At 37.8% G+C, this 13,499-nt stretch carries 12 protein-coding genes; 7 read left to right on the forward strand and 5 right to left on the reverse strand.

Annotation, left to right across the window (positions count from 1 at the left end; translation table 11 throughout):
• Positions 1-4: 4 nt before the first annotated feature.
• The 7 genes from ilvC (at position 5) to ilvA (ending at position 9,255) form a co-directional block, all read left to right on the forward strand.
• Positions 5-1,051, forward strand: a complete 1,047-nt coding sequence (gene ilvC / locus ABYT26_RS13160; RefSeq protein WP_372754635.1) for a ketol-acid reductoisomerase — start codon at positions 5-7, stop codon at positions 1,049-1,051.
• A 457-nt stretch (positions 1,052-1,508) separates the two neighbouring features.
• Entirely contained in the window at positions 1,509-3,002 is a 1,494-nt protein-coding gene (locus ABYT26_RS13165) for a 2-isopropylmalate synthase (RefSeq protein WP_372754637.1), read from the forward strand.
• A gap of 50 nt (positions 3,003-3,052) precedes the next feature.
• Positions 3,053-4,453 (forward strand): 3-isopropylmalate dehydratase large subunit, encoded by a 1,401-nt coding sequence (gene leuC, locus ABYT26_RS13170; RefSeq protein ID WP_372754639.1) that lies wholly within the window; start codon positions 3,053-3,055, stop codon positions 4,451-4,453.
• An 83-nt stretch (positions 4,454-4,536) separates the two neighbouring features.
• A complete protein-coding gene (leuD, locus tag ABYT26_RS13175; protein ID WP_372754641.1) occupies positions 4,537-5,121 on the forward strand; it encodes a 3-isopropylmalate dehydratase small subunit in 585 nt (194 codons plus the stop codon).
• Positions 5,122-5,135: 14 nt separating this feature from the next.
• Complete coding sequence (locus ABYT26_RS13180; protein WP_372754643.1) at positions 5,136-6,695, forward strand: alpha-isopropylmalate synthase regulatory domain-containing protein; 1,560 nt, start codon at positions 5,136-5,138, stop codon at positions 6,693-6,695.
• A gap of 11 nt (positions 6,696-6,706) precedes the next feature.
• Entirely contained in the window at positions 6,707-7,777 is a 1,071-nt protein-coding gene (leuB, locus tag ABYT26_RS13185) for a 3-isopropylmalate dehydrogenase (protein WP_372754645.1), read from the forward strand.
• A gap of 218 nt (positions 7,778-7,995) precedes the next feature.
• A complete protein-coding gene (gene ilvA / locus ABYT26_RS13190) occupies positions 7,996-9,255 on the forward strand; it encodes a threonine ammonia-lyase (protein ID WP_372754647.1) in 1,260 nt (419 codons plus the stop codon).
• Positions 9,256-9,484: 229 nt separating this feature from the next.
• Here the strand turns inward: ilvA and ABYT26_RS13195 are convergent, their stop codons facing one another.
• The 5 genes from ABYT26_RS13195 to ABYT26_RS13215 all read right to left on the reverse strand — a co-directional run bounded on the left by ABYT26_RS13195 (position 9,485) and on the right by ABYT26_RS13215 (position 13,227).
• On the reverse strand, positions 9,485-10,030 hold the full coding sequence (locus tag ABYT26_RS13195) for a transposase (protein WP_372754649.1): 546 nt from the start codon (positions 10,028-10,030) through the stop codon (positions 9,485-9,487).
• 275 nt (positions 10,031-10,305) lie between these two features.
• Positions 10,306-10,635 (reverse strand): hypothetical protein, encoded by a 330-nt coding sequence (locus ABYT26_RS13200; protein ID WP_372754651.1) that lies wholly within the window; start codon positions 10,633-10,635, stop codon positions 10,306-10,308.
• Positions 10,636-10,789: 154 nt separating this feature from the next.
• Positions 10,790-11,299 (reverse strand): DUF6174 domain-containing protein, encoded by a 510-nt coding sequence (locus tag ABYT26_RS13205; RefSeq protein WP_372754653.1) that lies wholly within the window; start codon positions 11,297-11,299, stop codon positions 10,790-10,792.
• Positions 11,300-11,457: 158 nt separating this feature from the next.
• The gene (locus tag ABYT26_RS13210; protein ID WP_372754655.1) at positions 11,458-12,267 is read right to left on the reverse strand and encodes a DUF6694 family lipoprotein; all 810 of its coding nucleotides are present in this window, start codon (positions 12,265-12,267) and stop codon (positions 11,458-11,460) included.
• A 234-nt stretch (positions 12,268-12,501) separates the two neighbouring features.
• Positions 12,502-13,227, reverse strand: a complete 726-nt coding sequence (locus tag ABYT26_RS13215) for a DUF6261 family protein (RefSeq protein ID WP_372754657.1) — start codon at positions 13,225-13,227, stop codon at positions 12,502-12,504.
• Positions 13,228-13,499 lie beyond the last annotated feature (272 nt).

The following is a 13,499-nucleotide window of genomic DNA, read 5'->3' on the forward strand; positions in this document are numbered from 1 at the left end:
CAAAATGGCAACAATAAACTTTGGTGGCGTTGAAGAAGAAGTAGTTACACGTGAAGAGTTTTCATTAGAGAAAGCACGTGAAGTAATGAAAGATGAAACCATTGCTGTAATTGGCTATGGTGTTCAGGGACCTGGACAGTCTTTAAACTTGAAAGACAATGGTTTCAACGTAATCGTAGGGCAACGTAAAGATTCTAAAACCTGGGACAAAGCAATTGCTGATGGATGGGTTCCAGGAGAAACATTGTTCGAAATTGAAGAAGCTTTGGATAGAGCTACTGTTATTCAGTATTTACTATCAGATGCAGGACAAATTGCTGTTTGGCCTACAGTAAAAAAATATTTGAAACCAGGTAAAGCACTTTACTTTTCTCATGGTTTTGGTATCACTTACAAAGAGCGTACAAACATTATCCCTCCAAAAGATGTTGATGTTATCTTGGTTGCTCCTAAAGGATCAGGAACTAGTTTACGTAGAATGTTCCTAGAAGGTCGTGGGTTGAATTCTTCTTATGCAATTTTTCAGGATGCAACAGGAAAAGCTTTCGATCGTGTAGTTGCCTTAGGAATTGGTGTTGGTTCTGGATATCTATTCGAAACAACATTTAAAAGAGAAGTTTATTCTGACCTAACAGGTGAGCGTGGAACTTTAATGGGATGTATCCAGGGTATTTTTGCAGCGCAATATGATACTTTGCGTGAAAATGGTCACTCTCCATCTGAAGCTTTTAACGAAACAGTTGAAGAATTAACTCAAAGTTTGATGCCATTAGTTGCTGAAAATGGAATGGATTGGATGTATGCAAATACTTCAACAACAGCTCAACGTGGAGCTCTTGATTGGTGGAAACCATTTAGAGATGCCACTAAGCCTGTATTTGAAAAATTATACAAAGAGGTTGCTGCAGGTAACGAAGCGCAACGTTCTATCGATTCAAATAGTCAAGGTGATTATCGTGTGAAGTTAGATGCTGAATTAAAAGAACTTCGCGAAAGTGAAATGTGGCAAGCAGGTACTGCTGTTCGAAAATTAAGACCAGAAAATAACTAGAGATATCAGTAAAACCCAACAGGAATTTCATAAAACCTGTTGGGTTTTTTACTTGCTTGGATATCCCATTTCTGTGAAAACAATGTGTGTTTTAAGTAGCAGGTTAATAGGTGTTTGTGTTCTATTTGTGTTTCTGTAAATGTGTTTGGAATTAGTTTGAATATCGTAGTTGTAATTGATAAATTGTTTTTCCTAAACGCCTTAAGTTTATAGGTTTGTTAAGGATTTGGAGATTTCTCCTAATTTTCAAAAAAACAAACAAAACTTTAGAACGATGAATAATGAAAGTATTCTTTTTGATGGAAACCTGATTATTGATCTCATTACTGGAGAATCAAAAAGGAAGACCGTGTAATATTCTAACTAAAGAGATGTTGATGCAAGGTTCTTCCAAAGACAGGAAGAATTTTTTTTTGCAATAAAAACTAATAAAAGCATACGTAAAAATACAAGTAGAATGAGTGATAAAATTTTTATTTTCGATACCACACTTAGAGATGGCGAGCAGGTCCCAGGTTGTCAATTGAATACAATAGAAAAGATTCAAGTGGCCAAAACATTGGAAGCTCTTGGGGTGGATGTTATCGAAGCAGGTTTTCCTGTTTCTAGTCCGGGGGATTTTAAGTCGGTCGTCGAAATAGCCAAAGCAGTTAGTGATCCTACTATTTGTGCGCTTACACGTGCTGTAGAAAAGGATATTGATGTGGCTGCAGAGGCTCTTAAATTTGCGAAGAAAGGACGAATACATACGGGAATTGGTACTTCTCCCTATCATATTAAATCAAAATTAAATTCCAACCCCGATGAAATCCTCGATAGAGCGGTTCGAGCGGTAAAATACGCGAAACGTTACGTTGAAGACGTAGAGTTTTACGCTGAAGATGCAGGACGTTCCGATAATGAATATTTAGCTCGAGTAGTGGAAGCAGTAATCAAAGCCGGAGCAACGGTTATTAATATTCCAGATACAACAGGATATTGTCTGCCAAGTGAGTATGGTGCTAAAATAAAATACCTAATGGAGCACGTTTCCAATGTGCACAAAGCAATTTTATCCACTCACTGCCATAACGATTTAGGAATGGCTACTGCTAATTCCTTGAGTGGGATTGTGAATGGAGCTCGCCAGGTAGAGGTAACCATTAACGGAATTGGAGAGCGAGCAGGAAATACTGCATTAGAAGAAGTGGTAATGGCTATAAAAACGCATCATGCGCTTCCTTTTCATACCGATATTAAAAATCAGGAAATTTTTGGCGCTAGCCGATTGGTTTCCTCTTTAATGAATATGCCCGTTCAGGCAAATAAAGCCATTGTTGGAAGAAACGCATTTGCTCATTCCTCTGGAATTCATCAGGATGGTGTTCTTAAAAACAGAGAGAATTACGAAATTATTGATCCCGTAGATGTTGGGATTAAAGAATCGGCTATTGTTTTAACAGCTAGAAGTGGTCGTGCAGCACTAAATCACCATTTAAATCAAATGGGGTATAGCTTAAGTAAGGATCAGTTGGATGATGCATATGCTCGTTTTTTAGTGATGGCCGATAAGAAAAAGAATTTGAGTGAAAAAGATCTTTCCGAATTAATGGGAGATACCGACGATCTTCAGAAATCAGTTGAACTGGAATTGTTGCAAGTTGTCTCTGGAAAATCAACCACTCCAATGGCTACGGTTCATCTGAAAATTAAGGGTGTGAGTTGTGCTGCAACAGCAGAAGGAAACGGACCTATTGATGCTTCTTTTAATGCTGTAAAAAAGCTGATCGAGCAAAAATTTATTTTGGGTGAATTTCTAATACAAGCACTTACTCGTGGTAGTAACGACATGGGAAAAGTTCACGTGCAGGTAGAACACAAAGGTTGTGTTTATTACGGATTTGGTGCAGATGTGGATATTGTTACCGCTTCGGTAGAGGCATTAGTTGATGCACTATCAAAAATAGTATAACAAAGATTAAGAAAAAATATTCAAATACAGAATCGTATTAAAAGAGTAATATGGAACCAAAAACACTATTTGATAAAGTATGGGATGCTCACGTAATTGAGAAAATTGAAGGTGGTCCTAGTGTATTTTATATTGACAAACATTTAATTCACGAAGTAACAAGTCCGCAAGCATTTTCAGGATTAGAGGCAAGAGGAATGAAGGTGTTTCGTCCTGAAAATACCATTGCAACCCCTGACCATAACATTCCGACAGAGAACCAACACTTAACCATTAAGGATGAGTTGTCGAGAAAGCAAGTGGAGACTTTAACGGCCAATTGTAAGAAAAACGATATCACTCTATATGGTTTAAATCACCCATACAATGGCATTGTGCATGTTGTGGGACCAGAATTAGGTCATACTCAACCAGGAATGACTTTAGTTTGTGGAGATAGTCATACTTCAACTCATGGTGCTTTTGGTGCTGTGGCTTTTGGTATTGGAACTTCCGAAGTGGAAATGGTTCTTGCCACTCAATGTATTTTGCAGCCTAAACCTAAAAAAATGCGAATTACCGTTGATGGTGAATTGCAAAAAGGGGTGACAGCAAAAGACCTTACACTTTACGTGATTTCACAACTGGGCACTGGAGGTGCAACTGGTTATTTTGTGGAATATGCTGGAACTGCAGTAAGCAGTTTGAGTATGGAAGGTCGTATGACTGTTTGTAATATGAGTATCGAAATGGGTGCTCGTGGAGGTATGATTGCTCCCGATCAAACAACTTTTGATTATGTAGAAGGTCGCGAATTTGCTCCTAAAGGAGAAGAGTGGACCAAAGCTCTTGCCAAATGGAAAGAGTTAAAAACCGACGAAGGAGCTACATTCGATAAGGAGTATGTATTTAAAGCTTCCGATATTGAGCCTATGCTTACTTACGGTACCAATCCAGGAATGGGTATTGGTATTTCGGGAAGTATTCCAAGCGAAAATGCAGTAAAAGCAAGCGAGTTGCCAACTTTCAAAAAATCCTTAGACTATATGGGTTTTCAGTTGGGCGATAAATTACTGGGCAAAAAAGTAGATTACGTTTTTGTAGGTAGTTGCACTAACGGTCGTATTGAGGATCTTCGGATGCTTGCCTCTGCAGTTAAGGGTAAGAAAAAGGCAGATTCAGTAACTGCATGGATTGTTCCTGGATCGAAACAAGTAGAGAAACAAGCCATAGAAGAAGGTTTGGTAGAGATTTTAGAGGAAGCTGGTTTTAAAATGCGTCAGCCTGGATGTTCGGCATGTTTGGCCATGAACGACGATAAAATTCCAGCAGGAAAATATAGTGTTTCTACTTCCAATAGAAATTTTGAAGGAAGACAAGGTCCTGGAGCCAGAACAATGTTAGCTAGTCCATTGACAGCAGCAGCAGCTGCAATTAACGGAGTTGTTTCCGATCCTAGAGATTTGTTTTAATCAAAATATCATTAATATTTTTAACCAATGGCGATCCCGGAAGCTATCGGGAGCCAAACGTTAATCGCTTAAAGTAAATTATTATGCCAATAGATAAATTTACCACATTGGAATCGAGCTATGTACCGCTTCCTGTTGAAAATGTGGATACAGATCAAATTATTCCTGCACGATTTTTAAAAGCTACCAGTCGTGAAGGTTTTGGTGAAAATCTTTTCCGTGATTGGAGATATACTTCCGATGGAAAAGAAAATCCTGATTTCATTTTAAATCAATCCGATTATTCTGGTGAGATTTTGGTGGGAGGAAAAAATTTTGGTAGTGGTTCCTCAAGAGAGCACGCAGCCTGGGCCATTCACGATTATGGTTTTAAAGTAGTTGTGAGTAGTTTTTTTGCGGATATTTTTCAAAATAACGCACTGAATAATGGTGTTTTGCCTGTTACAGTATCTCCTGAATTTTTAAGTGATCTATTTGCTGCAGTGGAGAAAAATAAGGCACAAAAAATAATTGTCGATCTAGAGAAGCAAAGTATCAGCTTAAATGGAAAAAGTGAAAATTTTACCATTAATCCATACAAGAAAAATTGCTTGCTAAACGGATTCGATGATATCGATTTCCTTCTTGCAAGAAAAGATAAGATAGAAGCTTTTGAAGCTAAAAACTAATAGATTATTCAAAGATGAACGAACTGCGTAGCTTAGAAATAATGGACACCACTCTTCGGGATGGTGAGCAGACTTCTGGGGTAAGCTTTAATTCGGAAGAAAAACTAGGAGTCGCAAAATTATTGCTGAAATCCATTAAAGTTGATCGAATTGAAGTTGCCTCGGCAAGAGTATCTGAAGGAGAATTTCAAGCAGTAAAGCGAATTACTAAATGGGCAGAAGAAAACAATTGTTTGGACAGAATTGAGGTTCTGGGTTTTATTGATGGAACTGCGTCTATTGATTGGATTCATGCAAGTGGAGCCAGAGTGGTAAATTTGCTCTCGAAAGGTTCGTTGAAACATTTACAAGGACAGTTAAAAAAATCACCAGAACAACATGTTCAGGAAGTTAAAGAAGCTGTAACCTATGCAAATAAGTTGGGAATCAAAGTGAATTTGTATCTCGAGGATTGGTCCAACGGAATGCTCACTTCTCGAGATTACGTTTGGTACCTTCTAGATGAATTACAAGGAGAAAATATTGAACGTTTTATGTTGCCCGATACTTTGGGGGTTTTAAATCAGGTTCAGGCTTTTGATTTTTGTTATGCTTGTCGTGAGCGATATCCTAAATTGCACTTTGATTTTCATGCTCACAACGATTACGACCTGGCTTTGGCCAACGTATATTCTTCGATTTTAGCGGGAATGGATGGTATTCATACAACTGTAAACGGATTGGGCGAAAGAGCAGGAAATGCTCCTTTGGCTTCTGTGGTTGGCGTGATAAACGATCACTTAGCTCGTAAAATTAATGTCGATGAGAAAAAAATAAATACAGTAAGTCGTATTGTGGAGACCTTTTCTGGTATACGTATTCCTGCCAATAAACCTTTAGTAGGGGAGAATGTTTTTACTCAAACTTGTGGCGTTCATGCCGATGGTGATTCGAAGGATGATTTGTATTTTAATCGTTTAATGCCAGAAAGATTTGGTAGAGAACGCAAATATGCACTCGGAAAAACTTCTGGAAAAGCGAATATCAAAAAAAATCTGGAAGAATTAGGTATTACTCTAGAAGAGGAAACCATGAAACTGGTTACCAAACGAGTGATCGAATTGGGTGATAAGAAAGAAATGGTCACTATTGATGATCTTCCTTACATTGTTTCTGACGTTTTAAATCAGACCATGGAGGAAATGCCCATTCAAATAAAACATTACTCATTGTCTTTGTCCAAAGGAATGCGACCTTTTGTATCCATCAATTTAGAAGTGAACGGAAAAATGCATGAGGGAACTTCTTCTGGAGATGGTCAATACGATGCTTTTATGAATGCAATTTGGTCTATTTACGACGAGTTGGGTAGAGATCGACCTGTACTGACCGACTATTTAGTGCGAATACCACCAGGAGGAAATACAGATGCTTTGGTGGAAACTTTTATTACCTGGAATTATAAGGGAAAAGAGTTTAAAACCAAAGGTTTAGATCCCGATCAGATTGAAGCAGCCATAAAAGCTACTCTTCGAGTGTTGAACTTAATTGAGCAACACGACCAAATAGAAAGCAAATCAGTAAAAACAGAATAAGAACAAGTAGAATGACATACAAAATAGCAGTACTAGCAGGAGACGGTATCGGTCCGGAAATTGTTGCACAAGCACGAAAAGTTACCGATGCAATTGTTGAAAAATTTGGACATGAATTTGAGTATACAGAGGCTCTTGTAGGAGCGGTTGCCATCGATAAAGTTGGAAATCCTTACCCCGATGAAACTCATGAATTGTGTATGAATTCAGATGCCGTATTATTCGGTGCAATTGGTCATCCACGATTCGATAACGATCCAACAGCAAAGGTTCGTCCAGAGCAAGGTTTGTTGGCTATGCGTAAAAAATTAGGTTTGTACGCTAATCTTCGTCCTGTAAACACTTTTAAATCATTGATTCACAAATCACCATTAAAAACGGAATTGGTTGATGGTGCTGATTTTATGTGTATTCGTGAATTAACTGGTGGAATTTATTTCGGTCGCCCTCAAGGACGTACTGAAGATGGACAAACTGCTTACGATTCTTGTGTTTATACAGCTGAAGAAATTGAGCGTATTGTGCGTTTGGGTTTCGAATATGCAGGAAAGCGTCGTAAAAAATTAACTGTTGTTGATAAGGCAAATGTATTGGCTACATCAAGATTATGGAGAGAGGTGGCGCAAAGAATCGAACCTGAATTTCCAGATATAGAAGTGGAATATATGTTTGTGGATAATGCGGCAATGCAACTAATTACCTGGCCAAAACGTTTCGACGTAATGGTGACTGAAAACATGTTTGGGGATATTCTTACCGATGAGGCAAGTGTAATTTCCGGGTCAATGGGAATGTTGCCATCGGCATCCATTGGTGTGAATACATCGGTATTTGAACCTATTCACGGATCTTATCCTCAGGCAGCAGGTAAAAATATTGCCAATCCATGTGCTACTGTTCTTTCTGCAGCCATGATGTTTGAATATGCATTTGGTTTGATGAAAGAAGGTGCTTTAATTCGCGAAGCTGTTGATGCCTCTTTGGAAGCAGGAGTAGTTACCGAAGATATTGCAGATGGTAAAAAAGCCTACTCAACCAGTGAGGTAGGTGATTGGTTGGCAAATTATATTAAAAAATCTTAATTAACACATCATTTAGTCAGAATAAGCCTGAAAGAATTACTAACTTTCAGGCTTGTTTATTTTATCGAATTCCTAAAAATAACTCACACTTGCAGGGCTTTGTAAGCTTCTGATTATGAATAGCATCGGAAAAGATAAACACAGAAATAATTCATTGGCTTATGCTTGCTTGTAAAGAGTTGTAAGGGTCGAATTCGACGCAAAGAAAAGGGGGAAACATGTTAAAAGAAAATTATTATCCGCTAATGGCGGATATTGTAAAGGCAAATAAAATAGTTCAAGAGGTAGTACACGCATCTCCTTTACTAAAAAATTTAAATTTATCGGCCAAATACAATGCAAGTATCCATTTAAAACGGGAGGATCTGCAGTTGGTTCGTTCCTATAAAATTCGGGGTGCTTTTAATAAGATATCGAGTTTATCGAAAGAATTACTTGCCAAAGGAATTGTTTGTGCAAGTGCTGGAAACCACGCGCAAGGAGTTGCCTATTCTTGTCATAGGCTGAAATGCTTTGGGAAAATTTATATGCCCGAAACAACACCTCGTCAGAAAATTAAGCAGGTGAAAATGTTTGGGGGCGATCAGGTTGAAATTATTCTTACCGGTGATACTTTCGATGATGCTTCCGCTCAAGCCAATGCCGATGCTAAGAAACTGGGTCAAACCATTATTCATCCTTTCGATGATCCTAAAATTATTGAGGGACAGGGAACCATTGGCCTGGAAATTTTACAACAATTTAGCGAACCCATTGACTATCTTCTTTTGCCTATTGGTGGTGGTGGCTTAGCCTCAGGAGTTGGCTCCTGGATTAAAGAATTTAGTCCGAATACTAAAATTATTGGTGTTGAGCCCGAAGGAGCAGCTTCCATGAAAACGGCCTTCGAAAGAAAGGACAATATTGCCCTGGAAAGTATCGACCGCTTTGTGGATGGCGCTGCAGTAAGAAAAGTAGGAGATCTTACCTGGAAAATCTGCGAGAAAGTTTTAGATGGAATTGTGGTGGTTCCCGAAGGTTTGATTTGCTCCACAATCTTGCAATTGTATAACGAGGATGCCATTGTGGCTGAGCCGGCAGGTGCTCTGTCGATAGCCGCACTTCACCTGATGCAAAAAGAGATCAAGGGAAAGAATGTAGTTTGTGTGCTAAGTGGTAGCAACAACGACATCACCCGAATGGAAGAAATCAAGGAGAGAAGTTTGCTGTTTGAAGGTTTAAAGCATTATTTTATGGTGCGTTTTCCACAGCGATCTGGTGCTCTAAAAGAATTTGTGAACGATGTTTTAGATCCGGGAGATGACATCACCCATTTTGAGTATTACAAGAAAAGTAGCCGCGAAAAAGGACCTGCCGTTATTGGAATTGAAGTGCAACATCCTGAAGATTTGGAGCGAATTCAACAGAGAATGAGGGAGCGTAATTTCATTTTCGAATACTTGAACGATAAAACCGATCTGTTTCAGTTCATCGTTTGATATTCCCATTTTTAGGAAACAAAAAAGCGATATTCTTTCATGAGAATATCGCTTTTTTATTTCGCACCAATGGATTTCCTCTGCTAGCGCGAGCTTGTAGCTCGTGCTCTGCGCATGCAGTTAAAATACTACGAGTTGCAGCTATTTTATTTTTACTTCTAATTTTTATTTTGCTTTGCAAAACACGAGCTGAAAGCTCGCGCTAGCGGGGGGTATGCAGAAAAAAATACTATAATAATTCAACTGATATTTGCCCTCTTTCTCCTGCATAATTCTTTGCACTGCTATATTTCCAATGAATTGCTTCTTCAACAAAGCCAGCTTCAACAGGATTATTGTGAATGTAATTTAATTTCTGAGAGATAACTTTATTGCTCCATAATTCGATAGGCTTGTTGTTTTGCTGCCAAAATTGTCGATTCTTTACATTACTATTCATTTTGCCGGCACGCTGCATCATCCAAAGCATCCACTCTTTTCTACTCTCTTGTGCATTTTCTTCAATTAAGCTTTGAATTCGTTTCGAGGTATAGCTTTTAAACTCCTTTATAATTTTTCCCGGATCTGAATTCTGAACATTAAATATCAAATGAACATGACTTGGCATAATACAGTAAGCATATATTACCATTCCCTTGTGTGTACAGCAATACTCTAAACTATTTGCGAGAGCAGTAAAATATTGCTCTCTTACAAATACATCAATCCAATAGACCGTGGCAAAACTGATAAAGTACAGACCTTCTTTATTATGAAATTTATATTTTCGACTCAAAACCTTTTGCTTTTTTCATCATTTCACTTCTAGAAAGCACTCTTTTGCTAGCGCGAGCTTGTAGCTCGTGCTCTGCGTATGCAGAAAATATACCAAGAGTTGCAGCTATTTTATTTTTACTTTTAATTCTTATTTTGCTTCGCAAAACACGAGCTGAAAGCTCGCGCTAGCGGGGGTATGCAGAAAATATACCACGAGTTGCAGCTATTCTATTATTACGTCAATTTCTTATTTTGCTTCGCAAAACACGAGCTGAAAGCTCGCGCTAGCGGGGCTCAGACTTCTAACTTTCTAAATTTTCTTGTCCCAAATAGGATGAATAAGCCAATAGGAAAAAAGAATATACATAGAATTGCAATTAGAATAAATTTCTGCTTTGTTAGCTTACTATTGAATTGCACTTTTGTTAAACTTCTTCCGGCAATCCAACTACACATTAATATCGCTACCGAAGAAGGTGTATATGGAATCATTGCATCCAGAGCATTTACAAAGCTTTCTGTACTGCCCAAAAAATAAATAAACTGGAGGGAAATAAGAGAAAAGCCCCAAAGTATCGATAGGGCAAGAATCAGTTTCGAATGGTTTTTTTCTGCTTTCATCATATTCTTTTGTGTTTTACTTGTTGCTAACTACTTCTGCTAGCGCGAGCTTGTAGCTCGTGCTCTGCGTATGCAGTTAAAACCTTTAATTTTTACTTCTAATTCTTATTTTGCTTCGCAAAACACGAGCTGAAAGCTCGCGCTAGCGTGTGACTGGCTAATTTACTTCAAAATCAGTTATATACATCACCGTACTTAAGCCACCATCAAAACCATCATATTCATCAGGATAGGAGCCTGAACACTTAACCTTTATTGGATAATAATACTTTTCATCGTATTCAATCTCAATGTCAGCTCCATCCATTATGTTATCAGAAGAATTAATAGCCTCATTGCAGCTTTCTACAATATTATCTATGTAATCAAATACTTCATCCATTGTTTCACAGTGTACAAAATATTCTATCTGATCTTCATTTTCGCTTGATTGACTATAGATTGTATCTAATTCTCCATTTTTGACTACTGTTGTTAATTCTGGTTGGGGTCCAGTAGAGATTGTAGAATATTCTTGCGAAAAGCTATAGTTTACGATTCCACTGTTTTCCCATAATTCACGATTCGTATCATAGGAATCCTGATCAAAAACTAATCCAGTAGAATCGTCCGTATCACTACATGATACAATTGCTAATAACATAAATAAAAATAAAGTGTTTTTCATGATATAATTATTTTTGATTTTCTTTTAGGATGTAAATTTTTCTGCTAGCGCGAGCTTGTAGCTCGTGCTCTGCGTATGCAGTTAAAACCTTTAATTTTTACTTCTAATTCTTATTTTGCTTTGCAAAACACGAGCTGAAAGCTCGCGCTAGCGGGGGATTACTTCTTGTATTCAGGATAAGCTGCAAGTAATTCACTTAGCCTTTCCTGGTCATCCTCACCAAAATTATCTGCATATAATTCCTCTCCATTCGGTCCGTCTAATTTTTTTACTTTTATTGTTAGTACGGCATCCTTAGGTGCATCTATTTTACCCCAATCACTGAACATATTTGGTGCTAAATACCAAGTCACTTCTTCTCCAGGTTCAAGTCCACCTGAAATTTCATAATTAAAATCGTCTTTTATCCAGGGAACACTCCTAGCTGGACTAGCTAAAGTTCCTAGGAAGTAAGCTCTAGAAATAGCTTTGTCTGTTCCATTCTTTACAGTTAGTTCAATAATTGGTTCTTCAGTAACGTAATATGTACCTTTTTTCCTTTTGTAAAATCGAGAGCGTTTTACTTCGAATTTGGCGAGTATTACTTTGTCTTTTTCAACTTGCTCTATTTTTTGATATAGTTCTTCAATCTCAATTTTTGCTTGTTCTTCTTTTTTTCTTTCGTTTTCAGCTTGGATTTTCTCACCTTCTGCAATAATCTCATCAGCGGTTTGTCCGTCAATTTTCGATTTCATATCAGAAACGGTTTCTTCCGTTCCACCTTCTTGCAATATTTTTCCAAAATCAAGTTGGTGGAACATTATAAGCCTCATTGACTCTTCAAATTTTTCCTTTTTCTCATCATCTAAAGAATTCTTAATTTCTTCAATTGATGATTTCATTGCTTCTTCACTTGAACCGTCTATTTTCTTCGCACAAGAAGAAAGAAAAATTACGATTATCCCTAAAATGAGTATTGTTTTTTTCATAGTGGTTATTTTTAATTGTTGTGGTTAGTTATTTTCTTCTGCTAGCGCGAGCTTGTAGCTCGTGCTCTGCGTATGCAGAAAATATACCACGAGTTGCAGCTATTCTATTATTACGTCAATTTCTTATTTTGCTTTGCAAAACACGAGCTGAAAGCTGGCGCTAGCGAGGGATCTACCTAAATCTCAACCAAAACCAAAGGGCCTCACCTTTTAATGAAACCCTTTGTCTTTGCTTTAAAGCTCCTTGCTGTCAGAATTGTTTGTCTTGCGGCGTTTTACCAACTCGTTATTGCCATCAATTAGCTCACCGATTGTTTTAGCGGTTGCCTTGTAAGTATCTGGCTGTACTTTTGCCATGGTGTTTAGGTAGCCCACCAGATTGGAATTAATTTCGGTGATGCACTCTTTTTTCAACTGACTTGCCGAACTTAGATCCTTCTTCACGCTTTCCCCTTCGGCTTGTTCCAGTGCCATATTCTCAAATTCCTCTTGTTTGGTACGTATAGCGCTAATTGTTTTTGTTACCCCCTGCAGTTTGTCGGCAGCAGCTACTACATCGGCACTGGCTAAATCCTTAAGCATCGATTGCACGTCTGCCGATTCTGCGGCAAAATCTTCATACTTAATGCCTAAGCCGTATTGCTCCAATACATTTTTTATAATCAGGTTAGTTTCTTTCACTTCATCAAAGGGCATGTACGAATAGCCTTCAATCAACTTAAATAGGCTAGTAATTTCCAAATCGCGTTCACTGTCTTTACTTGCCATTTCAGAGTAATCAACCAATCGTTTCAGTGCTTCGGTTAGCGACGTATTTGCTGGGATTAAGTTTTCCAGAATAGAAGTCAAGTAGGTATCGGCACTCCAATCTGTTTTTGCCAAAACTTTCAGAATAAGTGTTAGTAACGAACTAAGGTCGCTATTGCGACTCGCAGGGGCTATTTTTTTAATTAATGCCATGGCTTGTTCTTTAAAGGGTTAGTATTAATTATTTGAAAAATCGTTTTTTGCTTTGTAAGTTTTGTTAGGGTCCGAAAAATCAATTTTTCTTGCTTTGTAAGTTCTGTTATTGGCCGAAAAATCAATTTTTCCTGTTTTGTAAGTTCTGTTAAGCTTCGAAAAATCGTTTTTTCATGCTTTGTAAGTACTGATAAAGCCTTAAAAAGTCATATTTCAGGATCTATGGATATGTTTATTAATCAAAATTAATCTACTGCGGTTTTCTATATGTA

The sequence above is a fragment of the Labilibaculum sp. genome (assembly GCF_041595635.1).
In the GTDB taxonomy this organism is placed as follows: Bacteria; Bacteroidota; Bacteroidia; order Bacteroidales; family Marinifilaceae; genus Labilibaculum.

Bases quoted from the DNA above. Each gene is read 5' to 3' on its own strand.
- ilvC (WP_372754635.1), top strand. From the start codon at position 5: ATGGCAACAATAAACTTTGGTGGCGTTGAAGAAGAAGTAGTTACACGT.
- ABYT26_RS13165 (WP_372754637.1), top strand. From the start codon at position 1,509: ATGAGTGATAAAATTTTTATTTTCGATACCACACTTAGAGATGGCGAG.
- leuC (WP_372754639.1), top strand. From the start codon at position 3,053: ATGGAACCAAAAACACTATTTGATAAAGTATGGGATGCTCACGTAATT.
- leuD (WP_372754641.1), top strand. From the start codon at position 4,537: ATGCCAATAGATAAATTTACCACATTGGAATCGAGCTATGTACCGCTT.
- ABYT26_RS13180 (WP_372754643.1), top strand. From the start codon at position 5,136: ATGAACGAACTGCGTAGCTTAGAAATAATGGACACCACTCTTCGGGAT.
- leuB (WP_372754645.1), top strand. From the start codon at position 6,707: ATGACATACAAAATAGCAGTACTAGCAGGAGACGGTATCGGTCCGGAA.
- ilvA (WP_372754647.1), top strand. From the start codon at position 7,996: ATGTTAAAAGAAAATTATTATCCGCTAATGGCGGATATTGTAAAGGCA.
- ABYT26_RS13200 (WP_372754651.1), bottom strand. From the start codon at position 10,635: ATGATGAAAGCAGAAAAAAACCATTCGAAACTGATTCTTGCCCTATCG.
- ABYT26_RS13205 (WP_372754653.1), bottom strand. From the start codon at position 11,299: ATGAAAAACACTTTATTTTTATTTATGTTATTAGCAATTGTATCATGT.
- ABYT26_RS13210 (WP_372754655.1), bottom strand. From the start codon at position 12,267: ATGAAAAAAACAATACTCATTTTAGGGATAATCGTAATTTTTCTTTCT.
- ABYT26_RS13215 (WP_372754657.1), bottom strand. From the start codon at position 13,227: ATGGCATTAATTAAAAAAATAGCCCCTGCGAGTCGCAATAGCGACCTT.